The organism is Microbacterium sp. KHB019 (assembly GCF_037285405.1).
Classification (GTDB): Bacteria; Actinomycetota; Actinomycetes; order Actinomycetales; family Microbacteriaceae; genus Microbacterium.
This window is the reverse complement of record NZ_JBBDHF010000002.1, coordinates 629,348-652,640: the sequence shown is the minus strand read 5'-3', so window position 1 is coordinate 652,640 and position 23,293 is coordinate 629,348. Positions and strand designations below refer to the sequence as shown.

General features: G+C 68.1%; 23 protein-coding genes. 12 read left to right on the top strand and 11 right to left on the bottom strand.

Annotated features, from left to right (window positions below; genetic code table 11):
- Positions 1 to 5 precede the first annotated feature (5 nt).
- Entirely contained in the window at positions 6 to 881 is an 876-nt protein-coding gene (locus KHB019_RS09500) for an endonuclease domain-containing protein (protein ID WP_337458789.1), read from the top strand.
- A gap of 120 nt (positions 882 to 1,001) precedes the next feature.
- Here the strand turns inward: KHB019_RS09500 and KHB019_RS09495 are convergent, their stop codons facing one another.
- Genes KHB019_RS09495 through KHB019_RS09475 form a run of 5 tightly spaced genes read right to left on the bottom strand, consistent with a single transcriptional unit; the run spans position 1,002 to position 4,912 of the window.
- Positions 1,002 to 1,766, bottom strand: a complete 765-nt coding sequence (locus KHB019_RS09495) for an alpha/beta fold hydrolase (RefSeq protein ID WP_230103993.1) — start codon at positions 1,764 to 1,766, stop codon at positions 1,002 to 1,004.
- A gap of 46 nt (positions 1,767 to 1,812) precedes the next feature.
- Entirely contained in the window at positions 1,813 to 2,589 is a 777-nt protein-coding gene (gene ehuA, locus KHB019_RS09490) for an ectoine/hydroxyectoine ABC transporter ATP-binding protein EhuA (protein WP_290368279.1), read from the bottom strand.
- A 22-nt stretch (positions 2,590 to 2,611) separates the two neighbouring features.
- Positions 2,612 to 3,277, bottom strand: a complete 666-nt coding sequence (ehuD, locus tag KHB019_RS09485; protein ID WP_337458788.1) for an ectoine/hydroxyectoine ABC transporter permease subunit EhuD — start codon at positions 3,275 to 3,277, stop codon at positions 2,612 to 2,614.
- The gene (gene ehuC, locus KHB019_RS09480) at positions 3,274 to 4,008 is read right to left on the bottom strand and encodes an ectoine/hydroxyectoine ABC transporter permease subunit EhuC (protein WP_325471570.1); all 735 of its coding nucleotides are present in this window, start codon (positions 4,006 to 4,008) and stop codon (positions 3,274 to 3,276) included. The genes ehuD and ehuC overlap by 4 nt, the downstream gene beginning before the upstream one ends.
- 10 nt (positions 4,009 to 4,018) lie before the next feature.
- Positions 4,019 to 4,912 carry a transporter substrate-binding domain-containing protein gene (locus KHB019_RS09475; protein ID WP_325471569.1) on the bottom strand — a complete coding sequence of 298 codons (894 nt, stop codon included), beginning with the start codon at positions 4,910 to 4,912 and terminating at the stop codon, positions 4,019 to 4,021.
- Positions 4,913 to 5,157: 245 nt separating this feature from the next.
- On the opposite strand from KHB019_RS09475, the gene KHB019_RS09470 reads away from it, so the two are divergent.
- A complete protein-coding gene (locus KHB019_RS09470; RefSeq protein WP_325471568.1) occupies positions 5,158 to 5,922 on the top strand; it encodes a GntR family transcriptional regulator in 765 nt (254 codons plus the stop codon).
- Positions 5,923 to 6,022: 100 nt separating this feature from the next.
- Here the strand turns inward: KHB019_RS09470 and KHB019_RS09465 are convergent, their stop codons facing one another.
- From KHB019_RS09465 to KHB019_RS09440, 6 genes are all read right to left on the bottom strand, one after another.
- On the bottom strand, positions 6,023 to 8,686 hold the full coding sequence (locus tag KHB019_RS09465; RefSeq protein ID WP_337458787.1) for a penicillin acylase family protein: 2,664 nt from the start codon (positions 8,684 to 8,686) through the stop codon (positions 6,023 to 6,025).
- A 128-nt stretch (positions 8,687 to 8,814) separates the two neighbouring features.
- Positions 8,815 to 10,677: a YhgE/Pip domain-containing protein gene (locus KHB019_RS09460; RefSeq protein ID WP_230103987.1), complete on the bottom strand. Its 1,863-nt coding sequence runs from the start codon at positions 10,675 to 10,677 to the stop codon at positions 8,815 to 8,817.
- Positions 10,677 to 11,300 (bottom strand): hypothetical protein, encoded by a 624-nt coding sequence (locus tag KHB019_RS09455; protein WP_230103986.1) that lies wholly within the window; start codon positions 11,298 to 11,300, stop codon positions 10,677 to 10,679. Before KHB019_RS09455 ends, KHB019_RS09460 begins: the two co-directional genes overlap by 1 nt.
- Positions 11,297 to 11,932, bottom strand: a complete 636-nt coding sequence (locus KHB019_RS09450) for a TetR/AcrR family transcriptional regulator (RefSeq protein WP_230103985.1) — start codon at positions 11,930 to 11,932, stop codon at positions 11,297 to 11,299. The genes KHB019_RS09455 and KHB019_RS09450 overlap by 4 nt, the downstream gene beginning before the upstream one ends.
- A 100-nt stretch (positions 11,933 to 12,032) precedes the next feature.
- The gene (gene argG, locus KHB019_RS09445; RefSeq protein ID WP_230103984.1) at positions 12,033 to 13,466 is read right to left on the bottom strand and encodes an argininosuccinate synthase; all 1,434 of its coding nucleotides are present in this window, start codon (positions 13,464 to 13,466) and stop codon (positions 12,033 to 12,035) included.
- A 110-nt stretch (positions 13,467 to 13,576) separates the two neighbouring features.
- Positions 13,577 to 14,092 carry a MarR family winged helix-turn-helix transcriptional regulator gene (locus KHB019_RS09440; protein WP_337458786.1) on the bottom strand — a complete coding sequence of 172 codons (516 nt, stop codon included), beginning with the start codon at positions 14,090 to 14,092 and terminating at the stop codon, positions 13,577 to 13,579.
- Between the two features lie 127 nt (positions 14,093 to 14,219).
- Here KHB019_RS09440 and idi point away from each other — a divergent pair, with 127 nt between their 5' ends.
- Genes idi through KHB019_RS09390 form a run of 10 tightly spaced genes read left to right on the top strand, consistent with a single transcriptional unit; the run spans position 14,220 to position 23,292 of the window.
- Complete coding sequence (idi, locus tag KHB019_RS09435; RefSeq protein ID WP_337458995.1) at positions 14,220 to 14,762, top strand: isopentenyl-diphosphate Delta-isomerase; 543 nt, start codon at positions 14,220 to 14,222, stop codon at positions 14,760 to 14,762.
- Positions 14,755 to 15,810: a polyprenyl synthetase family protein gene (locus KHB019_RS09430; protein ID WP_337458785.1), complete on the top strand. Its 1,056-nt coding sequence runs from the start codon at positions 14,755 to 14,757 to the stop codon at positions 15,808 to 15,810. Before idi ends, KHB019_RS09430 begins: the two co-directional genes overlap by 8 nt.
- Complete coding sequence (locus tag KHB019_RS09425) at positions 15,789 to 16,706, top strand: phytoene/squalene synthase family protein (protein ID WP_337458784.1); 918 nt, start codon at positions 15,789 to 15,791, stop codon at positions 16,704 to 16,706. Before KHB019_RS09430 ends, KHB019_RS09425 begins: the two co-directional genes overlap by 22 nt.
- On the top strand, positions 16,703 to 18,325 hold the full coding sequence (gene crtI / locus KHB019_RS09420; protein ID WP_337458783.1) for a phytoene desaturase family protein: 1,623 nt from the start codon (positions 16,703 to 16,705) through the stop codon (positions 18,323 to 18,325). Before KHB019_RS09425 ends, crtI begins: the two co-directional genes overlap by 4 nt.
- Positions 18,322 to 18,645 (top strand): lycopene cyclase domain-containing protein, encoded by a 324-nt coding sequence (locus KHB019_RS09415; RefSeq protein ID WP_337458782.1) that lies wholly within the window; start codon positions 18,322 to 18,324, stop codon positions 18,643 to 18,645. Before crtI ends, KHB019_RS09415 begins: the two co-directional genes overlap by 4 nt.
- On the top strand, positions 18,642 to 18,977 hold the full coding sequence (locus tag KHB019_RS09410; protein WP_337458781.1) for a lycopene cyclase domain-containing protein: 336 nt from the start codon (positions 18,642 to 18,644) through the stop codon (positions 18,975 to 18,977). The genes KHB019_RS09415 and KHB019_RS09410 overlap by 4 nt, the downstream gene beginning before the upstream one ends.
- A complete protein-coding gene (locus KHB019_RS09405; protein WP_337458780.1) occupies positions 18,970 to 19,866 on the top strand; it encodes a prenyltransferase in 897 nt (298 codons plus the stop codon). Before KHB019_RS09410 ends, KHB019_RS09405 begins: the two co-directional genes overlap by 8 nt.
- Entirely contained in the window at positions 19,863 to 21,335 is a 1,473-nt protein-coding gene (locus KHB019_RS09400) for an SDR family oxidoreductase (protein WP_337458779.1), read from the top strand. Before KHB019_RS09405 ends, KHB019_RS09400 begins: the two co-directional genes overlap by 4 nt.
- Positions 21,328 to 22,554, top strand: a complete 1,227-nt coding sequence (locus tag KHB019_RS09395; RefSeq protein ID WP_337458778.1) for a ferrochelatase — start codon at positions 21,328 to 21,330, stop codon at positions 22,552 to 22,554. The genes KHB019_RS09400 and KHB019_RS09395 overlap by 8 nt, the downstream gene beginning before the upstream one ends.
- A 42-nt stretch (positions 22,555 to 22,596) precedes the next feature.
- Complete coding sequence (locus KHB019_RS09390) at positions 22,597 to 23,292, top strand: ZIP family metal transporter (RefSeq protein ID WP_337458777.1); 696 nt, start codon at positions 22,597 to 22,599, stop codon at positions 23,290 to 23,292.
- The last annotated feature ends 1 nt before the right edge of the window (position 23,293 follow it).

Sequence of the window (23,293 nt, the reverse complement as noted above, 5' to 3'; positions counted from 1 at the left end):
GGGGGATGGAGAAGCAGACAACAGCCGAACGCATCGCTGAGACGTACGCTCCGATGGTGTTCTCCCGCGCCGAACTCCTCGAAAGCGGCAGTACCGGAGCGGACATCACTCGCGCGGTGAAAGTCGGCGCCCTGCTGCGGCTGCGCCGGGACCACTATGCACACCCGGACATCGACGACCGCGTGGCAGAGGCGGTTCGAATCGGCGGCCGGGTCGCTTGCATCACCTTGCTGGAGATGGTCGGCGTGTTCGTGCTGCGATCGGCCGGATTGCACATGCACGTCCACCCGCACATGTCGCGTATCCGGAAGCGGAAGTCGCGCAATACGGTGATGCACTGGTCGCATCGGATGCGAAAGGGCGGCCCACGCCACGTGGTCTCAGTCCGGGATGCCGTGCTCCAAGCGATTCTCTGTCAGGAGCCGAGAGCCGCGATCGCCACTCTGGACAGCGTGCTCCACCTGCGTCTCGCGACGCGGATCCAGTTGGAGGAGCTCTTCATGTGCCTCCCGAGTCGCCTGCACACGCTCTTGAAGCTCGTCGATGCCTCCGCCGAATCGGGTTCTGAGACGTACATGCGGCTGATCCTGCGCACCCTGGGTCTGCGGTTCGAAACTCAGGTGACGATCCCAGGCGTGGGTCGGGTGGACTTCGTAGTCGAGGGGTGGCTCATCATCGAGTGCGACAGCAAGGAGTTTCACGCAGGATGGGACAAGCAGGTCGAGGACCGGACGCGCGACATCGCGGCCGCCCAGCTCGGATACGCGACCGTTCGGCCCATCGCAGCCGACATCCTGTTCGACACGTCCACCGTGCGGCAGCAGATCGCCGGCATCATCGAGGCGTTCGGACCTCGGATGCGCGTGCGTCGTGCTGCATGACTCCGGAGAAACTGCCCGTTGGGCGACCCGAGCAACCGGAAATACGCGGATCTCGCAAGAAGCTCCGGAGTTGCGCGGCCGGCGTGGGAACGGCGCTGCGCCGAGTCGCGTCGCCCGCCGTCAGAGCGTGGCGGCGAAGCGGCTGATCAGGTCGGCGGCGAGCTCGGCATCGCTGAGCAGCGTGCCATGCCCGTGGTCGGGGATCTCGCGCACCTCGGCCCGCCCGGGCACGAGTGCGGCGATCTCACGGCACCACGACACGGGAGCGAGCGGGTCGCGCTCGCCGCGCAGCACCAGCACGGGGCAGCGCACCTTCGCATAGGCCTTCTCGGGCTCGTGCACCACGGTCGCGCGGATCTTCCGGATCAGGTGCGGGCCGCCGCGCAGATACTCCCGCGCGCCGCGCCACAGCACGATCGGGCGTTCGCCGAGCAGATCGCGCAGCAGGTACGTCGCCTGCTCCCGGATGCTGCGCGATGCGCTGTTCACGGTGGGCCCGGCGAGCACCAATCCATCGATGAGCGACGGATGCCGCGAAGCGAGCTCCGCGCCGATCTGACTGCCCATCGAGTGGCCGACGATCACGGCATCCGAGACGTCGATGCTGCGCAGGAAAGCCGCGATCAGATCGGCGTGCCGCGCCATGGTCAGAGTACGAGAGGGCTCGGGCGCCTCACCGAACCCTGGCAGATCGAGGGCGATGATGCGGCCGGGGAGACGCTCCACGAAGTCGAGGTAGACGCTGCGTCCCATGCCGATGCCGTGGATCAGCACGTAGGGTCGGGAGCCCGTGCCGAAGTCCTCGGCGATCAGGGTCGCGCCGCCATGGGCGAACTCGACGACGGATACGGGAGTGCCCTCAGGAGCAAGCAGACGTTCTGGCACCACTCGACCCTATCCCGCACTTCCGCCGGTCACCGGCAGCAGGCGGTCACAGCACCGCGGACAGGAAGTCCCGCGTCCGCTGCTCCTGCGGGTGGCTGAAGATCTCCTCCGGCGCACCTTCTTCGACGATGCGGCCGCTGTCGAACATCAGCACCCGGTTCGACACGTCCCGCGCGAACTGCATCTCGTGCGTCACGATCAACATCGTCACATCGGTCTCGCGGGCGACGTCGCGCAGGATGTTCAGCACCTCGCCGACCACTTCGGGATCGAGCGCACTGGTCACTTCGTCGAGCAGCAGGATCTCGGGTTCCATCGCCAGCGCTCTGGCGATTGCGACGCGCTGCTGCTGCCCTCCGGAGAGTTGCGTGGGGTGCGCGTTCTCCTTGTCCGGCAGCCCGACCTTCTCGAGCAGCGCCCTGCCCCGTTCGAGAGCATCCTTCTTCGACAGCCCGAGCACATGCACCGGTGCCTCGATGATGTTCTCGATCACCGTCATGTTCGGGAACAGGTTGAACTGCTGGAAGACCATGCCGATGCGCTTGCGCATCTCGTTCTTGTGCTTCTCCTTCAGCTCCACGCGCTTGCCGTCCCGCGAGTAGTGCGTGAGCGGCTTGCCGTCGATGAGGATGTACCCGTCGTTCGCCTCCTCCAGCGTCATGACGAGCCGCAGGATCGTGGTCTTGCCCGACCCGCTCGGCCCGATCAGGGTCACCCGGTCGCCGCGACGCACGGTGAAGTCGAGGTCGTGCAGCACGACGTGGTCACCGAAGCGCTTCTCGACCCTGTCGAAGCGGATCGCCGGCACATCGCCGTCGCTCAGAGCGATGGCGCCGGTATGCGCGTCAAGCGGTGGTGTATTCAAGACGTTTCTCCAATCGCCTGGCCAGCAGCGAACTGAGGTAGCTGGCGACCAGGTAGATGAGGCCGGCGATGATGACCGCCTCGACGAAGCGGAAGTTCTTGCTGCCGTAGAGCTGTGCCTGGCGCACCATCTCGACGACCGTGATGACCATGAGGAACGGGGTGTCCTTGAACATCGAGATCACGTAGTTGGCCAGCGCCGGCAGCGTCGATCGCAGGGCCTGCGGGATGATCACGGCCGTCCAGGTGCGACCGGGCGACATCGACAGGGCGGTCGTCGCCTCCCATTGCCCAGGAGGCACCGCATCGATTCCGGCGCGGTACACCTCGGCCATGTAAGTCGCGTAGTGGATGCCGATGATGATCGTTCCCAGCACGATCGGCGGCACCGTGGTGAAGACGTAGTACGCGAAGAGCAACTGCACCACGAGTGGGGTCATCCGGATGAAGTTCATCACCAGAGTGATCAGGGCGCTCACCGGACGCGGCGCCGTGCGGCGGCCGAGGGCGATCGCGAGTCCGAGGACGGCGGCGATGATGCTGCCGATGACCGTCACGACCAGCGTGACGGTGAGAAACTTCTCCAGGATCTCGGGGAACGCCGCAGCCGCATGCTCCCAGCTCCAGAAACTGTTGTCGTCGTTCATCCGAACTGGCCCGCCCCCTTGGCATCCGGGATCGGGGCGGTCGTGATCGTGTCACGCCACTTCCCGCCCTGTCCGAGGCGGTGCTTGGCACGCGTCTCGAGTGCGTTCATTCCGAGCGTCAGCAGGTACGCGATCGCGAAGTAGATGAGCAGGCCCAGCCCATAGGCGAAATACACGTCGGTCTGCACGCGTAGCCGGTTCAACTCGGCCGTCAGGTCGACGATCGTGATCAGATAGACGACCGCGGTTCCCTTCAGCAGCTGGATCAGCAGATTGTTCAGCGATGGCAGCATCAGCGCCCACGCCTGCGGGAAGATGACGCGCCACATCCGCTGCGTGCGCGACATGCTGAGCGCCGTCGTCGCCTCCCATTGCCCGGCCGGGACGGCACCTATCGATCCGCGCACGACCTCGGCGCCGTATGCGCCGTAGTTCAGCCCGAGCGCCAGGATGCCGGTGAAGACGGCGGGCAGTTCCAGATTGAACGGCGGCAGCGGCAGCACGAAGAAGAAGAAGAACAGCTGCACCAGAAGCGAGGTTCCGCGGAACAGCTCGATGACGATGCGCGCGAACCCGCGCAGGATGATGTTCTCGAATCGTGCGAGCAGGCCGAATGTGATCGCGACGACGATGGCCAGGAGGGCGCCTCCGGCGGTCAACTGCAGAGTGATGATCACCCCGTCGACCAGCTGCGGCAGCGCCCTCCAGAGCGCGTCGAAATTCTCGTTCACTGAAGGGGGATCAGCCCAGCTCGCCGGAGCAGAGCTGCTCGGTGGTGAGGTCAGCCGGGGGCAGGTTCTCGGCGGTGAATCCGAACGGCTCGACCAGGTCGAGGTACGTTCCCTCGTCGGCCGTGATCTTCGCGAGCTCCTTGTTGTACGCCTCGAGCAGCTCGGTGTCGTCCTGGCGGAACACGGTCGCGCCGGCGCCGATCTGCTCGACACCGTCGATCTCCTGGACGAACGCGTCGGTGGTCTCGACGTCGTCCAGACCCTCGGTCATCCAGTTCATCGACACAGCCGTCAGGGCGAATGCATCAGCGCGTCCGGACTGCACGATCTCGATACCGGCCTGGGCGCTGTCGACCGGGACGGTTCCGGCGATGCCGAGGTCGGTGGCGTATCCCTCTTCGATCGCGCCGGACTGCACAGCGAGCGTGACGTCGTCGGCGGCAGCGACCGAGTCGAGGTCGCTGAGGTCCTTCGGGTTTCCCTTGGGGACGACCAGCGTCGTCGTGTACATGATCTCTGGGTCGCTGAAAGCGGCTTCGGCGCAGCGGTCGGGAAGGATCGACATTCCTGCGCTCACGGCATCCCAGCGGCCTGCGTTCAGGCCGGGGATGAGCGAGTTCCAGTCGACCTCTTCGACCTTGATCTCGTCGATGCCGAGGTTCTTGAAGATCTGCTCGTGCATGGCGATCGTCGCGCCGGTCGGCTCGCCGCCCTCGACCCACGAGTACGGCTGCTCCGACGCGATCGCGAGAGTGATCGAGCCTTCCTCCTGGGCCTTCTCGAGGGTGCTCATGCCTTCGGTGTCCGCATCGCCACCGGCCGAGCAACCGGCAAGCAGGCCCAGCGTGAGCGTGCCGACTGCCGCTGTGGCGACACCGATCCGTGTCGTTCTCTTCGTCATCATGTCCTCGCGTTCCGTATCGGGTTCCGTTCTCGGGCGCGCCACTCGGCCGCCGTAGACCGCGAACCAGACTAGGGAAGCTGTCGGCAGATGTACAGTCGGACGCGCAGATTGTCGACAAGTATGCAAAATCGTGATCTCGGGAGACACTGGGTTTCCGGATCGACTTCGTATCTCGCCGTCGAGGATCGACAATGAGTTGTTCGCTGTTTCATCCCCATGGGCAGCGACGAGCTGAAGGGATGCTCATGGCCTCACACACTCCGCGACCGGTGACGCCGATCTCGATGGTGCGCGTGCCGCGCCCGTCGACGGTCGACCTGATCACCGCCGAGCTGCGTTCGGCGATCAGATCGGGCGCACTCCCGGTGGGCAGCCCGATCGGCGAGGTCGAGATGGCGTCCCAGCTCGGAGTGAGCCGCAGCCCGCTGCGCGAGTCGATGCAGCGCCTCGTCCAGGAGGGGCTGCTGACGGCATCCCCTGGTCGCGGCATGAGGGTGAGCGTGATCGGACCAGATCGCGTCACCGACGTGTACGACGCCCGTCTGGCCATCGAGGCGCAGGCCGCGCGGCTGATCATCAAGGCCGGCGCCGATACCGTCCTGGACCGGCTCGAGGCCGCTTACGCTGCGCTCGTCGAAGTGAGCCAGGGCACGGATGCTCTCGCCATCAGCGACGCCGACCTCGAGTTCCATCGGCTGCTCGTCGACGTGGCAGGCAGTCCCAGGCTCGGGCGCTACATGTCGACCCTCGCGATCGAGACCCGAATCGCCGGACTCAGCGGCAACGGCGACGGCTACACCGCACGACGTTCCGTCTCGGACACCTACCGGCAGCTGCTGGACGCGCTCGCCGCGGGCGACGCGGTAGCGGCGTTCCTCGCGCTGGAACGCCAGTTCGCCGAGGCGGTCGCCCGTCTCACCGGCGAGGACGACGACGTCGACACGGTCGAGACCCCGGTCACCGAGGCCATCGCCGTGATCACGCCGATCGAGGTCAGCGAAGAGGACTGACGCTCACGTCTTCGACGTCAGTACGACTCACCCCCGCAGGGGTCGATGCCACTCACCCCGCAGGGGTCGATGCCACTCACCCCGCAGGGGTCGATGTCACTCACCCCGCAGGGGTCAATGTCAACGTGTCGACGGTCACCTCGTCGACGGCGTCCGGTGTGTACGCCCAGACCGTCTGGATGCCGTGCGACCAGTTCTCGGTCTGATCGACGTAGTGCGGATGGAACGCGTGCCCGGACGCTCCGGTGAGGTGGTTCCACGACGAGGCGTCGAAGTCCGACAGGTCGATGACCATGCGCATCGACGGCACCGTGGTCGTCGCGTAGGACTCGCCGATCATCCACCCGGTCGCGTTCACGACCGACGCCCCACCGCCGACCGGGTACGGTCCGCGGTTGAACAGCGCCTCGATCGGCGCGATGCCCGAGGAGCCCAGGGTGTCGCTGCGAAGCGTGATCGCGTGCAGGCCGCCCCAGTTCCATCGAGCGGTCACGTTGCCCTGCAGCGCGACGAGCTCGTCGTACGCATCCTCCGCAGAAAGCGCGAGCATCTCGTCCATGCTGCTCGCACCGATCTGCTCGTTCGTCCACAGCGGGTCGGACGGGTCGTCCAGGAGCGCGTCGACGACTGCGAACAAGCGGCCCTGGCTGCCGTAGGGCAGCGGCTCGTCGCGATTCGCGAACAGGTTCAGCACGAGGTTCGACCAGAGCACGTTCGCGTAGGCCGCCGCGGCGGAGTCCGCGTTGTTCTGGGCATCCCATGTGCGCAGCAGCGCCACGGCCTCCTTCGGCCCCGCGCCATCGACCGCGACGTCGCCCATCACGGTGGCGAGCTTCTTGCCGATCCACATCTCGTTGTCGTTCTGGATGTCGCGCATGTCGGCGCCGGTGAGGGGAGCAGCGGCCGCCTTGCGCTCGATGAGGTGCGCGATGCGCGCCGCACGGTACCCGTAGTCCCAGTCCCGGGAGAGGAAGTGGTCGTAGTCGTCCGTGACGATCGCGTTGTTCGCGGTGACGATGTACCCGGATGCCGGGTTGTACGACACCGGCAGTTCGTCGAACGGGATGAACCCCGTCCAGTCGTACGAGCTGTCCCACCCCGGCTGCGGAAGCCAGCCGTCACCGGCGCCTCGGATCGGCAGGCGTCCTGGCGCCTGGTAGCCGATGTTCCCCTCGACGTCCGCGTAGATGAGGTTCTGAGCCGGGACGTCGAACAGCGATGCCGCATGACGGAAGGCGTCGAAGTCGTGTGCGGTGTTCATCGCGAACAGCGCACTGGCCGTGGTGCCGGCATCCAGCGCCGTCCAGCGGAGGCTGACCGCGTACTCGCCGGTCATGCCGCTCCCGGCATCCGTCTCACCGTGGGTGAGGGCGGACCCATCCGCGATGACCAGGTCGTCGGCGACCGCGGTGAAGTCATCGGTGAGTCCTGAGAGAATCGGGCCGTGCACTGTCGAGCGGATCGTCAGGTCGATGTCGTCTCCGCCTGCGACCTTCACCGTCTCCTCGCGAACCTCCAGCGGCACGAGCTCGCCGTCGCGCCAGTACTGGTCGCCGTCGACCTTCTCGACGTAGAGGTCGGCGACGTCGGTGGTGAGGTTCGTGAAGCCCCACGCGACCTGGCTGTTGTGCCCGATGACGACGCCGGGAAGACCGGAGAACGAGAACCCGCCGACGTCGAAGGGGCACTCGTCGCTGACGGTCGAGCACCGCAGCTGAACCTGGTACCAGACGCTGGGAAGCGCGGCTCCGAGATGCGGATCGTTGGAGAGCAGCGGCATCCCGGTCGCTGTCAGTGCGCCCGACACGACCCACGAGTTCGATCCGATGCCCTCGCCGGCGTCGCCGAGCAGAATGCCGGCCGCCTCGATGACGCTGTCCGCCTCCTGCCATTCGATGGTCGTGACCGCGTTCTGGATCCCGGTGCCGTCGCCGTCCGTGCCGCCAGTGCCCTCGGTGAACGAGGCCGCGTCGGCATCCGTGCCGGTTCCGACCTCCGGCAGCGTCGAGATCTTCGGAACGATCACGGGGTTCTCGTCGAACGGATAGGCGGGGTAGAGCTGCTCGAGCAGCGCCATGCTGTCGGCCGGGGCGTCGGTATCGCCCGTCTCGGCGACGAGCAGCGCGCGCTCGGTCTCGTCCTCGATGTTGGTGCGGAGATCCCAGGCCATCGCCTTCAGCCAGGCGACGGAATCAGCCGGCTCCCACGGCTCGATCTCGTAATCCGGGTTCTGTATGCCGAGGACGGCATACTCCAGGGACGCCTCGGCACCGTCGTTCTCCGCAAGGTACGCGTTCACGCCGTCCGCATAGGCCTCGTAGTAGGAGCGGGTCGTCTCATCGAGCGCCTCGACCTCCTTCTCGGCGACCTCGCGCCAGCCGAGCGTACGCAGGAACATGTCGGTGCCCGCCTGTGATTCGCCGAACATCTCCGCGACGCGCCCGCTGGTCACATGCCGGCGGAAGTCCATCTCGAAGAAGCGGTCCTGAGCGTGCACGTAGCCCTGTGCGTAGAACAGGTCGTGCGAGGAGTCGGCGGTGATCGTCGGTACACCGAGGGCGTCGCGCTGCACCAGCACCTCGGACTGCAGCCCGCTCGCCGTGACCTCACCCGAGGTCTGCGGGAAGGAGCGCTGAATCGTCCAGACCACGAAAAACGCGGCGGCCACAGCGATGACGACGATCGCGGCGACCACGATGAAGGCGATCCGTCCGATCCGAGCCGCGAGGTGTCGGCGGGTGGGCTCCACAGATTCAGTCGTCATCGCACAGCTTTCAGGGTCGACCATGGGATTCGGTCTCACCGAACCCCGGAGCGCGTTTCGGGTGCGCGCCCTGGAAGCCTAGCCGATCAGGCGTTTCCGCCCGCGAAGCACTGTGGATGAGTCGTGCGTCACCCGATGAGGCTGGGCTGCAGGTCGCGCAGCGTCCGCCGGTGCGTCATCCTCGTCACACCGATCGCCGCGAGCACGAGCGCGCCGACCATCCACATCGCGAGGACCGCGAGATCCCACAGGGCGCGCGTGATGTCTCCGCCGTACATGAGCTGCCTCATGGCATCCACCACGAACCCCATCGGCAGCACATGATGCAGCGCTGCGAGGGGGCCCGGGAGCGTCTGCCAGGGGAACGTCCCGCCGGCGGTCACCAGCTGAAGGACCATGAGCACGAGGCCGAGGAACTGCCCGACGGATCCCAGCCAGATGTTCAGTGCCAGGATGATCGCGGTGAACGTCGCGGATGCCACGACGAGCACCCCGAGTGCCCCGACGAAGTTGTCGAACCGGAACCCCAGCGCGATCGTCAGCACGCCCATCAAAGCCACCATCTGCAGGGCCCCGAGTAGGGCAGGGGTGAGCCAGCCGGCCAGGGTGATGCGCAGCGGGGAGTGCAGGGCGGTGACCGCGCGCCGCGAGACGGGCTTGACGATCAGGAAGAGCGCGTAGATTCCGATCCAACCCGCCAGCGCCCCGAAGAACGGCGCGAGGCCCGCGCCGTAGTCCTCGGCGGAGGCGTCGTCAGCGGTCGTGATGCGCACGGGATCGGCGATCGTGTCGGCCTGCGCTGCCCGCTGGTCAGCGGTGGATGCCGGGATCTGATCCACCCCGGACGCCAGGCCGTCGCGCAGCTCGGCCGTCCCGTCGGACAGTGTGGCCAGGCCATCGCGCAGTTTCGCCGCGCCGTCATTCGCCGCCGAGGCGCCGTCGCGCAGCTCTGCCGCTCCGCTGGAGAGCGTGCCGGCGCCGCCGGCGAGTGCGTCGGCGCTGGAGGCGAGAGTCGCCGAGCCCGCGGCGAGCTGATCGATCTGCGAGATGGCCGTCTGGGCCTGGCCGGTCGCCGCGTCCACACGATCGCCGAGCGGCTGCAGGAGAGCTGTGATCTCGTCGATCTCGGCGTCCGCAAGACCCCGGTCCGACAGCGCTTGGCGCAGATCGGCGCGCACCTGCGGAAGCGCCGACTGCGCCTGCGAGATCGCATCTCCCACGCGGTCGGCGGCGGCGGCGATGCGCGCGTTCCCGTCGGCCACCTGGTGGGCGCCGTCGGCGAGGCGGCGTGAGCCGTCCGCGAGCTGGGCCGAGCCGTCCGCAAGCCGCGCCGAGCCCGAGGCGAGCTGTGCGGTGCCATCGGCCAGAGACGCCCCTCCGGAGTGTGCGGAGACCGCCCCGTCGGCGAGCTGCGACGCACCGTCTGTGGCCTCGACCAGGGAGGCGCGCACGTCGCTGAGCCCGGTGAGCAGCCGGTTCGCAGCCTCGGTGCCGACCTTCTCGGCCACCGTGGCACGGATCTTCTCCACCGCCTGGGTTCCCATGGTCGAGGCGAGGTAGTTGTTGGCGTCGTTGGTCGCGAGCTTGAGTACGGCCTGCCGAGGATCAGTGCCCGAGGCCGAGGTCAGCGCCTCGGAGAAGTCGCTGGGGATCGTCACGGCGAAGTCGACGTCACCCGCCTGCAGCGCGGACGCTGCGGCGTCGGCATCCATTCTCTGCCAGTCGAACGCGGCACCCTCGACCAGCGTCTCGGCGACGTCGTCGCCGTAGTTGACGTTCGTATCGGGGTCGGATGCCGATGGCGCGCCCTCATCGTCGACGACGAGTGCGACCGGCACATCGCTGAGCTTCGCGTAGGGATCCTGGTTAGCCCAGAGGTACAGGCCGCCGTACAGGACGGGTACGAGCATGAGCGCGAGCAGGGCGATGATGCCCATCTTCGTCGAGGTCAGCCGCCGCAGCTCGGCGGCGATCATCGATGGAACCTTCATCACTCCTCCTCGGCAGATGCCGGGGCTTCCACCGGCATCCGCTCGATCGCGGCGGCTGCCGCGCCTCCCACGATCACGAGCACGGCGAGGCCGCGGTCGGCGAACTCGCGCACGACCGGCCACCACGATTCTGGGCGACCGCCATGACGGTCAGGATGCACGAGCACGAGGCCCTCGACGCCCTCCCGCAGCACCGCGAGTTCGCAGAGGATCCGCACGCGGGCCGCGGTGGGCACGGCGCTGAACGGCAGGCCCGCGAGCTCCGGGTAGCCCGTGTTCTTCAACCAGCGGCGCGCGTGCAGGGGAGTCGCACCGCGGCCCGCAAACATGAGTTCTTCGCCGACGACTCCGGCGACGGCGACGTCCGGGTGCGGGTCGTTGACGTCCGGGGCGTCGATCAGGGCGATGCGACGGCGCAGCAGGGCGGCATCCTCGTCGTCATCGATCGTGACGCGACCGGTGTCGGAGCGCATCCGACCGCTCGCGATGAGGCCGAGCACGGTCGGACGCTGCTCGGTCTCTGCGAATGCGACCGTCGCGGTGCCGGTCTCATAGGAGAGCGAGGTCTCCGGCAGAGCCTGCCCCTGGCGTCCTTTCGAGACGCCGTGGAGTTCGATCCTCATCGGGCGGTCTCCTTCGAGAGCAGGTCTGGGTGAGCCTGGAGAAGCTCTTCGGACTCGCGCCAGGAGAGCCCGCCGATGCTGAGCATGGCGCGCACGGCGATGGATCGGGCGTCGGCGACGGATGCCGTGAACGCGGGCGCCCTGGTCACGAACGTGCGCGCACCCTCCTCGATGATGCGGGCGAGGGTCTCGGCATCCATATCGGTGCGCAGGGTCTGGGCCGACTGCCCCTGGCGCACGATCTCGAGCAGCATCCGCCGAACCGGCGCGAGCGCCGCGGCGGTCGAGGCGACGTGCTCGTCGTCGAGGGCGACGGCGGCGATGAGCTGCACGTCCTCGGCAGCGCCCCACAGCCGAGCGGCGAGGCGGGCCAGGTCGAGGCGGGCGTCTGCGGTCGCCGGCTCCTCCGCGATCGCGTTGAAGCGCTGTGCGCCGGTTGCGATGAGCTCGGTGACGAGCGCGGCACGGTCGTCGAAGTGGCCGTAGAGTGCGCGGCGACTGAGCCCGGCGGCGCGGGCGATGACGTCGATCGACGCGCGCGGATCGTTCGCGAGAGTCTCGCGTGCGGCGGCGAGGATGCTTTCACGGTTGGCGCGTGCGTCGCTCCGGGGTGCGCGGGTCGTCTGAGTCACCACTCCAGAGTAATAACGTGCACAAGTGTGTGCAAGTTAATTCAGCGGATGCTCAGCTGCGCCGGAACACGTACCCCGGCCGTCCGTGTCGCGAAGACCGTCAGTCGGTGCCGGAGTCGAATGCCGCACCCTCGGATGCGGCATCCACGGCCTCGGCGAGGGCCTCGTCGCTCTCCTCCACCGCGCCCGTGATCTCGGATGCTTCGCCCGCGGTGACGCGACCGACGAGCTCGCCGGTGGCTCCACCGACAAGCCCGAGGCCCGCGTACTGCTCGAGGCGTGCGCGCGAGTCGGCGATGTCGAGGTTGCGCATGGTGAGCTGTCCGATGCGGTCGACGGGGCCGAAGGCGGCATCGCCCACGCGCTCCATCGAGAGCTTCTCGGGGCCGTAGGAGAGGTTCGGCGAGACGGTGTCGAGGATCGTCCAGTCGTCGCCGCGGCGCAGACGGATCGTCACCGAGCCCGAGATCGTGAGTCCGACCCAGCGCTGGATCGACTCGCGCAGCATGAGCGACTGCGGCTCGAGCCAGCGTCCCTCGTACATCAGCCGGCCCAGGCGCCGACCCTGCTCGTGGTACGTCGCGAGGGTGTCCTCGTTCAGGATGCCGTTGACCAGGCGCTCGTACGCAATGAACAGCAGCGCCATGGCGGGAGCCTCGTAGATGCCGCGCGACTTCGCCTCGATGATGCGGTTCTCGATCTGGTCGCTCATGCCGAGGCCGTGGCGTCCGCCGATCGTGTTCGCCTCGTTGACCAGTGCCACAGGGTCGCTGTACTCGACGCCGTTGATGGCGACGGGACGGCCGGCCTCGAACGTGACGGTGACGTCCTCGGTCTCGATCGCGACGGACGGATCCCAGAACTTCACGCCCATGATCGGGTCGACGGTCTCCAGCGACACGTTCAGGTGCTCGAGGGTCTTCGCCTCATGCGTCGCGCCCCAGATGTTGGCGTCGGTCGAGTAGGCCTTCTCAGCCGAGTCGCGGTACGGGAACCCGTGCTCGACGAGCCACTCGCTCATCTCCTGGCGACCGCCGAGCTCGGTGACGAAGTCGGCATCCAGCCATGGCTTGTAGACCCGGAGGCGCGGGTTGGCGAGCAGGCCGTAGCGGTAGAACCGCTCGATGTCGTTGCCCTTGTAGGTGGAGCCGTCGCCCCAGATGTCGACGCCGTCCTCCTTCATGGCGCGCACGAGCATGGTGCCGGTGACGGCGCGGCCCAGGGGCGTCGTATTGAAGTAGGTTTTGCCGCCGGAACGGATGTGGAACGCGCCGCACTGCAGAGCGACGAAGCCCTCCTCGACCAGCGCGGTCTTCGCGTCGACGATGCGGGCGATCTCCGCGCCGTATTCGAGAGCGCGACCGGGGATCGACTCGATGTCGTCCTCATCCGGCTGCCCGAGGTCGCCGGTGTACGTGCACGGCACCGCGCCCTTGTCGCGCATCCATGCGACGGCGACGGAGGTGTCGAGACCCCCGGAGAAGGCGATGCCGACGCGCTCGCCGACGGGGAGGGACTGCAGGACCTTGGACATGGTGTCCATTCTATCGGCGCTCGGCGTGGCGATTTTCGGCGTGACGTGGGCGTTCGCAGAGGCCTCGGGCCGCGGCGTCGGAGTCCTCTCGCGCGATGCTGCGCGGCGGCTCAGGAGGAGGCGAGCTCGCCCTGAGGGGTGTCGGCCTCCGTGAGCGCTTCGAGGAAGCGGATCACGGCCTCGCGCTCATCCGCGTCGATGGCGGCGGCGGCCGCGAACCTCCTGGCGTGCTGCCGGCCGATGGTGTCGTGAGCGGAGAGCCGGGTGCTCTCGGTGACCTGGAGGCAGGCCGTCCGGCGGTCATGGGGGTGCGGAACACGCACGAGATGTCCAGCGGCGACGAGCCGGTCGACGAGCTTGGTCGTCGAGGCGCTGGAGATCCCGACCTCGTGCGCGACGTCTTTGGGCGTGACGATCGCACCCTGTTCCGTGGCGCGGATGATCATGCGGATGGCGTGCATGTCGCTCTCATTGAGCTTCATGTACCGCTTCGACGCCTCGGCGAGTGCACGCGATGCGACCTGCCAGCCGCGCAACGCCTCGAGGACGCGGTAGCACTGCTCGATCTCCTGGGGAGAGAGCCCTGACCGATCCACAAGATCCGATTCGCGCGGGAAGTACTGCATCGCTGGCCCCTTCTGCGCGGCTCTGTGCGGGCTGGTGCGCTATGCCATCCTACCTGTTACGCTAAGCATACCTCTCGCCAAGCTAACAAAACGAGAGTCGCGGACGAAAGGCGGTGGTGACGTGGAGATGGTCGTTCTCGTCGACGACGACGGTGCACCGATCGGCGTGCATGACAAGTCGACGGTGCACGGGGAGTCCACTCCTCGGCACCTCGCATTCTCGTGCCATATCGTCGATGCGGACGGCAGGCTTCTCGTGACGCGGAGGGCGCTGGGCAAGCTCACCTGGCCCGGCGTCTGGACGAACGCGGTGTGCGGTCATCCGCATCCTGGCGAGTCGCTGGAGGATGCCGTGCGGCGCCGAGCGGCGTTCGAGCTGGGCATCGATGTCGATGAGATCGTGTGCGTGCTGCCCGAGTTCGGCTACGTGGCACGGGATGCATCCGGCATCCAGGAGAACGAGTACTGCCCGGTCTTCACAGCGCGCGCCGTCTCGTCGCTCGACCCGAACCCCGACGAGGTCGCCGAGTTCCGGTGGACGACCCCATCGGCGCTGGTGGCAGCGGTCGGCGCTGCGCCGTGGGCCTTCAGCCCGTGGCTCGTGGAGCACCTCGCAGAACTGGCGCCGCACCTGACACGCGCTGGAGCAGAGGTCGGCGCTCATGTCTGAGGGCACGGCTCAGCTCGCCACGACGTTCGACGAGCGGCTGCGCGAGATCCTGGCGGCCGCGCGGCGGCGAGCGCGCTCCTACCCTGCCTCCTTCGAACAGCTCTGGGAGGCGCTCGCGACCATGGCGAGCGGCGGCAAGAAGCTTCGCCCACGGCTGCTGATGGACGCCTACGCCGCACTCGGCGGATCGGATGAGCGATCGGCGATGGACACGGCGTGCGCCGTCGAGCTCCTCCACCTGGCCTTCGTCATCCACGATGACGTGATCGATCGCGACCTGACGCGCAGGGGCGAGCTGAACATCACCGGCAGATTCGCGATGGATGCCGTGCTGCTCGGCGCCGAGCGCGAGGACGCACGGGCGTGGGGCGAAGCATCCTCGATCCTCGCCGGTGATCTCATGCTGACCACGGCGCACTCGATCATCGCCCGCCTCGACGTCGATGCGGAGCGTCGGCACGCGATGCTCGACGCCCTCGAGGATGCCGTTCACGAGAGTGCGGCCGGAGAGCACAGCGATGTGTGGCTGAGCCTGCACCTCGAGCCGTCCGGACCCGAGGACGTGCTGCGGATGGTGGAGCGGAAGACCGCTGCCTACTCGTTCCAGGCGCCTCTCGTCCTCGCGGCGATCCTCGCCGGCGCATCCGCATCCGCCATCGTCGATCTCACCGGGATCGCCCGCCGGATCGGCGTGATCTATCAGCTGCAGGACGACGTGCTCGGCCTGTTCGGAGACGAGGAGCGCACGGGCAAATCGACACTGAGCGACCTGCGAGAGGGCAAGGAGACCCTGCTCGTCGCGTACGCGCGCACCGACCCCGCCTGGGCGGCCGTCGCGCCGCTCTTCGGCGATGGGCTGCTCGACGAGGCGGGTGGGCAGCGCCTTCGCCGGGTGATTCAGGATTCCGGCGCGCTCAGGATCGTCGAGTCCGTGATCGGTGATCGGTGCGACGAGGTCCACCGATTGATCCGGGACGCGGGCATCCCGGTCGTGCTGCGCGATCAGCTCGCCGCGTTGACGTACGCATGCAGCTCGCGGGACTCATGAACGCCACCGGCATCGACCTCTACAACGAGACGGCGAACGCCAGCGCGTCGACCGTCATCCGCCGTTACTCGACGTCATTCGGGTGGGCGAGCAGGCTGCTTCCCGCGGCGAAGCGCGAGCACATCGCCCACCTGTATGCGCTGGTGCGCCTCGCCGACGAGCTCGTGGACGGCCCGGCGGAGAGCGTCGGCGTCGACACTCGTACCAGGGGCATCCTGCTCGACGAACTGGAGGCCGACACGGCGCGCGCCCTGACGCTCGGGTTCAGCACCAACCTCGTCGTGCATGCATTCGCCCTGACGGCACGTGAGCACGGCATCGACATGGAGCTGTGCCGCCCGTTCTTCGCGTCGATGCGGCGCGATCTCGACGACGCTGCTCTCGATGCCGCTGCCCTGGACGAGTACATCTACGGATCGGCCGAGGTGGTCGGCCTCATGTGCCTGGCGGTCTTCGAAGCCGGGGCCGATCGCGAACCGGAGGAGCGCGAACGGCTGCACAGCGGCGCCCGCCGCCTCGGGGCCGCGTTCCAGAAGGTCAACTTCCTCCGCGACTTCGCCGAGGACCACGACCAGCTCGGGCGCACGTACTTCCCCGGCACGGACACCGAGCTCACGGACGACGCGAAGGCGGGGATCGTCCGATCCATCCGGGCGGATCTGCGCGCAGCCGATGCCGCGATCCCTCTGCTGGCGGAGGGATGCCGCCCCGCGGTCTGGGCGGCGCGAACGATGTTCTGCGAGCTCACGGATCGCATCGAGGCCACGTCGACCGATGTCCTCCTGCGCACCCGAGTCCGAGTGCCGACGCCCGTCAAAGCCAGCATCCTGGCCCGCGCTCTGGCAATGAGAGCGGCGCGGCATGAGCGGCGTCCGATCGTGCGAGGAGCACTGTGAAACCGGCATCCCGCGTCATCGTCATCGGGGGAGGCGTCAGCGGTCTCGCTGCGGCGTGCCTGCTCGCGCGCGACGGCCACCAGGTGACCGTGCTCGAGAAGAACGCCGATCTCGGCGGCAGGGCCGGCGCCTGGGAGCAGGACGGCTTCATGTTCGACACCGGGCCGTCCTGGTACCTCATGCCGGAGGTGTTCGAGCACTTCTACCGGATGCTGGGCACCACGACCGCCGAGCAGCTCGACCTGGTTCCGCTGCAACCCGGCTACCGCGTCTACGGTGAGCCCGCGCTGCACAGCGCGCGGGCGGACGAAGCCCCGGCGCCCATCGACGTGCGCACCGGGGTGGACGACACCGCCGAGCTCTTCGAGAGCCGTGAGCGCGGTGCCGGCATCCGCGCTCGCCGCTACCTCGCTTCCGCGACGAAGACCTACCGGGCGGCGGTCCGCTCGTTCCTCTACAACCCGTTCTCGTCCTGGCGCGACTTCACGTCGCCGGCTGTCCTCGCCTCTGCCCCCGCTGTCGTCCCGCTGCTGGCCCGCTCGCTGTGGTCGTTCGTCGCGCGGCGGTTCCACGACCCGATGCTGCGGAAGATCCTCGGCTACCCGGCGGTGTTCCTCGGGACCTCGCCCTTCGATGCGCCGGCGCTCTATCACCTGATGAGCCACATGGATCTCGTCGACGGCGTGCAGTACCCGCGCGGCGGGTTCCGCGCGTTCGTGACATCCCTCACCGCGCTCGCCCGCGGGAACGGCGTCGAGATGCTCACCGGCAGCGACGTGACGGCCATCATCAGCGAAGGCGGCGCAGCGCGCGCCGTCGAGTACGAGCGGAACGGCGAGACGCACAGACTGGATGCCGACCTCATCGTCTCGGCGGTCGACGAGCATCACACCGAGACCGTGCTGCTGGCGCCCGCCGACCGTTCGTACCCGTCGAAGAAGTGGGAGACGCAGATCTCCGGTCCGAGCGCCGTGCTCGTCATGCTCGGCGTCGACGGGACCCTGCCCGAGTTGTTGCACCACACCCTGTTCTTCTCCGACGATTGGCACGACAACTTCGACGCGATCTTCGGGGCAGAGCCCCGGGTTCCGCAGACGCCGTCGATCTACGTCTGCAAGCCGAGCGCCACGGATGACGACGTCGCCCCGGCCGGGTCGGAGAACCTCTTCGTGCTGATCCCGTTGCCGCCCGACACGACCATCGGTCGCGGTGGGATCGGCGCGTCAGGCGATGAGACCGTGAATGCTGTGGCCGATGCCGCGATCGCGCAGATCGCGGAGTGGGCGGGCATCCCCGATCTCGCCTCACGCGTCGTCGTACGGCGCACGGTCGGCCCTGCCGATTTCGCGTCGCAGTTCAACAGCTTCCGCGGCAGCGCGCTGGGGCCGGCGCACACCCTGTCGCAGAGCGCCTTCTTCCGCGGGGTGACCCGTTCGCGCCGCGTGGACGGCCTCTTCTACGCCGGGGCGACCACGGTGCCGGGGGTCGGGCTGCCGATGTGCCTGATCAGCGCCGAGCTCGTGCTCAAGCACGTCAGGGGCGATCACTCGCCCGGGCCTCTGGAGCCGGAATCGTTCAAGCCCGACTCCCTGGAGCCCGATTCGCTGGAGGTGCGATGAACGTGGTCTACGCAGCGTCGCTGGTGATCAGCGCGGCGTGCCTCGTGCTGCTGGACGTGCGGTTCTCGCTCGTCCTCCGGCGGCGTCCGGTGGCCGGTGCTGCGGCGCTCGTGATCGGCCTGCTCTTCTTCATCGCCTGGGATGCCGTCGGCATCGGCCTCGGCGTCTTCCGCCACGTCGACTCGGACTGGGCGACGGGCCTGTTGCTGGCGCCGGAGTTCCCCGTGGAAGAGCTGCTGTTCCTCATCTTCCTCAGCTACCTCACCCTCATCCTTCTGAGCGGATGGCAGCGCTGGCGAGAGCGGGAGAGTTCCCGATGACATACCTTCTGCTCTCCCTCCCGTTCGTCGCCGTGAGTCTCGCGGTGTTCCTCATCGGCTTCGCCGTCGCCCGGCGCCGAGACGAAGCGCGAACGTACGTCACTTCATGGGTCGTCGCAACGGTGGTGCTGCTCGTGCTGACCGCCGTGTTCGACAACATCATGATCGCGGCGGGATTCTTCGACTACCGCGAAGACGGCATCTCCGGCATCCGACTGGTTCTCATGCCCATCGAGGACTTCCTCTACCCGCTCGCCGGTTCCCTCCTGCTCGCCGGCGTCTGGCAGATGCTCGGCGGTACCCGCGCGAGGACGGAGCGAATGGATGCCTGAGCACGCCGTCCGCACCCTGCTCGTCGCCTCGCGTCCGCTGAGCTGGATCAATACGGCGTACCCCTTCGCCGCCGTCTACCTGCTGACGACCGGCACCATCGATCTCGCCTTCGTGGTGGGGACGCTGTTCTTCCTCGTGCCGTACAACCTCGCGATGTACGGCGTGAACGACGTGTTCGACTACGAATCCGACCTCGCGAACCCCCGCAAGGGCGGTGCGGAGGGGGCGAAGCTGCCGCCGTCGCTGCACCGCGCGACCCTGGTGGTGTCGGGCGTTCTCGCCGGGGTGTCCGTGGTCGCGCTCGTGATCCTCGGAGCCCACCGTCCGCTGTCGTGGCTCGTCCTGGCGGTGAGCATGTTCGCGGTCCTGGCCTACTCGGTGCCCGGGCTGCGCTTCAAGGAGATCCCGGTGCTCGACTCGATCACGTCGAGCACGCATTTCGTCTCGCCTGCGCTGTACGCCGCAGCGCTCGCCGGAACGACGATGACACCGCCGCTCGTCATGACGATGATCGCGTTCTTCTGCTGGGGCATGGCCAGCCACGCGTTCGGTGCCGTGCAGGACATCGTCCCCGATCGCGATGCCGGAATCGGGTCCATCGCGACCGTGTTCGGGGCAGCGGCGACGGTCAGGCTCGCGGTCGGGCTGTGGGTCATCGCCGGTGTGCTCATGCTGTTCACGCCGTGGCCGGCGAGCCTGGCCGCGCTCGCCGTGCTTCCGTACATCGCGATCGTCGCGCCGTATCTCACCATCGACGATGCGCGATCGGCGTCGGCCAACCGGGCCTGGCGCCGCTTCCTCGCCATCAACTACGCGGTGGGATTCGCCATCACGATGCTGCTCATCCTCTTGTGGACGAACTCCGTCCGGACGGAAGGACTCTCATGACTCGCGTGCTCGTCACCGGAGCGACCGGATACATCGGCGGTCGCCTGGTACCGCAGCTGCTCGACGCAGGACACGACGTCAGCGTCTACGTCCGATCGGCGTGGAAGCTGCGCGACGTGCCATGGCGAAGCCGGGTGAAGGTCTACTCCGGCGATCTGTCCGACCCGGTGGCGACGAGAAGAGCGATGAACGGCGTCGATGTCGCGTTCTACCTCGTGCATGCGATGAGCGCGGGGCGCGGGTTCGGGAAGGCCGAGAAGCAGACGGCCGAGACGTTCGCCGAAGCAGCCGCCGGTTCCGGTGTGGGGCGCATCGTCTACCTGGGCGGACTGCATCCGAGCACCGGCAACCTCTCGGAGCACCTCGCATCCCGTGCGGCGGTCGGCCAGGTCTTCCTCGATTCCCCAGTGCCGGCGATCGTGTTCCAGGCCGGCATCGTGATCGGATCCGGGTCGGCATCCTTCGAAATGATCCGACACCTCACCGAGGTGCTGCCCTACATGCCGGCGCCCCGCTGGGTGAGGAACCGGGTGCAGCCCATCGCCATCCGCGACGTGCTGCGGTACCTGGTGCACGCCGTCGACATCGGGGAGAAGCTCAACCGGACGTTCGACATCGGCGGCCCGGACATCCTGCGGTACGGGCAGATGATGAACGGCTACGCGGTCGAGGCGGGGCTCCCGCAGCGGCACATCGCCGCCCTTCCCGTTCTCACCCCCTGGCTCGCTTCGCAGTGGGTCAGCCTGGTCAGCCCGATCCCCCGCCAGATCGCGGTGCCGATCATCGCCTCCCTGCAGAACGACTGCATCGTGGGCGAGCACGACATCGACGAGTACATCGCACCGCCCGACGAGGGGCTGCTTCCGTATCGCACCGCCGTGCGTCTCGCGCTGCGCCGCGAAGCCGACGGCGAGGTCGAGACGAGCTGGCAGAGCGCGACGGTTCCCGGCGCTCCGAGCGACCCGCTGCCGAGCGACCCGGACTGGGCGGGACACACGGTCTTCACCGACCTGCGCGAACGTCGCACGACGGCGCAGCCGGACGCGGTGTGGGACGTGATCGAGGCGATCGGCGGTGAGAAGGGGTGGCACTCCTTCCCGCTGGCATGGGCCGCGCGGGGATGGATCGACCGTCTCGTCGGCGGGGTGGGCATGCGCCGTGGACGTCGGCACCCATCGAGGGTCAACAGCGGCGATGTCATCGATGTCTGGCGCGTGGAGTCCATCGATCGAGGGCGGATGCTGCGGCTGCGAGCCGAGATGCGAATGCCTGGTCGCGGCTGGCTGGAGCTCGGAGTCGAGCCGGCCGAAGGCGGAAGCACGTACCGGCAGCGTGCCGTGTACTTCCCCAAGGGCCTCAGCGGCCGGCTCTACTGGCTGGTGCTGCTGCCGTTCCACGGGATCATCTTCAACGGCATGGCCGCCAGCATCCTGCGGGAAGCGGAGCAGAAAGGACAACACGATGAGTGACTCGACGAGGCGGGAGACGAAGCCGCCCGCCGCGAGCGGAGTGCACCTCGAGGCCGGCGCGGTCGTGCCCTCCGCCACAGCGGCGACCCGCGAGGGCCCGGAGCACACCGCGATGCCGCAGGCGTACGACGCCATCCTGCTCTCGGGCTTCGGCGGGCCGGAGGGACAGGACGATGTGCTGCCGTTCCTCCGCAACGTCACGCGTGGCCGAGGCATCCCGGACGAACGGCTCGAAGAGGTCGCGCATCACTACCGGCACTTCGACGGCGTGAGCCCGATCAACCAGCAGAACCGCGAGCTGCTGCGGGCGCTGCGCGCGGCGCTCGCCGCCGAGGGCATCGACCTGCCGGTGTACTGGGGCAACCGCAACTGGGCGCCGTACCTCGACGAAGCGCTGGCCGAGGCGGCCGCGGACGGCATCCGGACCATGATCGCCATCCCGACGAGCGCGTACTCGTCCTACTCGTCGTGCCGCCAGTACCGCGAGGACTGGGCCGACGCCCTGGAGGCGGTGGGGCGGCAGCAGGGCCTGCAGATAGATGCGCCTTTGAAGATAGACAAGGTGCGGCAGTACTTCTCGCATCCCGGCTTCATCCGCCCGTTCGTCGACGGCCTGCGCGATGCGCTCGCCGCGGCGCGTGCGGCCGGTCACGCCGACGATGCGATCGAGGTGCTGTTCTCGACTCACAGCATCCCGACCGAGGATGCAGCGCACTCCGGCGGCGAGACGTTCGCCGGCGTCGACGGGGGCGGTTATGTCGCGCAGCATCTGGCGGTCGCGCGCGAGGTGATCGCCAAGACGGGGCCGGGGATCTCCTGGCAGCTCGTGTTCCAGTCTCAGTCAGGGCCGCCGACGCAACCGTGGCTCGAGCCGGACATCAACGACACGATCGGAGCGCTCGAAGGCCGAACAGCCGTGATCGTCGTGCCGCTGGGGTTCGTGAGCGATCACATGGAGGTCATGTGGGACCTCGACACCGAGGCGCGCGAGACGGCCGAGGAGCACGACCTGTGGTTCGCGCGGACGCCGACACCCGGCATCCACCCGGCCTTCGTCAGTGCGCTCGTCGATCTCGTCCGAGAGCGGATCGCCGGCATCCCCGTCGAACGGCGCCTCAACGAGACGGAGATCGGACCGTGGTTCGACGTGTGCCGCGGCGGATGCTGCGCGAACCCGCGGCTGGGGTTCAAGCCGGCGATCGCGGGGCTGCAGCCGTAGCGCCCGATGCCCGGAGCGGATGCCCGGGGCTAGGGTGAGCGCATGGGAGAGGCGATCCTGTGGGGAGCTGTCGCGGCTGCGCCGCTGCTCGTCGGCGCCGTGCTCGCGATGCTGCGGAAGTGGCCGCCTCGGTTGCTCGGCATCGTCCTCGGCTTCGGCGCCGGGGCGCTCATCGCGTCCATCGCGTTCGAGCTGTGGGAGGAGGGGCTGGATCTTGCCGGTCCAGTCCCGCTTGTGGTCGGTGTCGCCGCAGGCGCCCTCGCCTACTACGTCGGCGACAGGCTCGTCGAGCGCAAGGCTTCGAAGGGCGCCGGGGGCCCGCTCGCCGTCGGGGCACTGCTCGACGGCATCCCTGAGCAGCTCGTCCTCGGGATCGGCCTGGCATCCGGCGAAGGGGTCAGCGTCGCCCTCGTCATCGCGATCGTCGTCTCGAACCTGCCCGAGTCGATCGGCTCGGCCGCCGATCTCATGGACGGCGGCATGAAGCGCTCGCGGGTGCTGTGGCTGTGGGCCGGCGTCGCGGGCGTCTGCGCGATCGCGACGATCGCCGGTTTCGCGCTGGCGGATGCCGTCGGCCCCGAGTTCCGCGCCGGGGCGAGCGGCTTCGCCGCCGGGGCCCTGCTCGTCATGCTTGTCGACTCGATGATCCCGGATGCTCAGTCCAAGGCGAAGGAGTCGACCGGACTCGCGACGGTGCTCGGCTTCGCACTCGCCGCCGGGCTGTCGCTCGCGTCCTAGC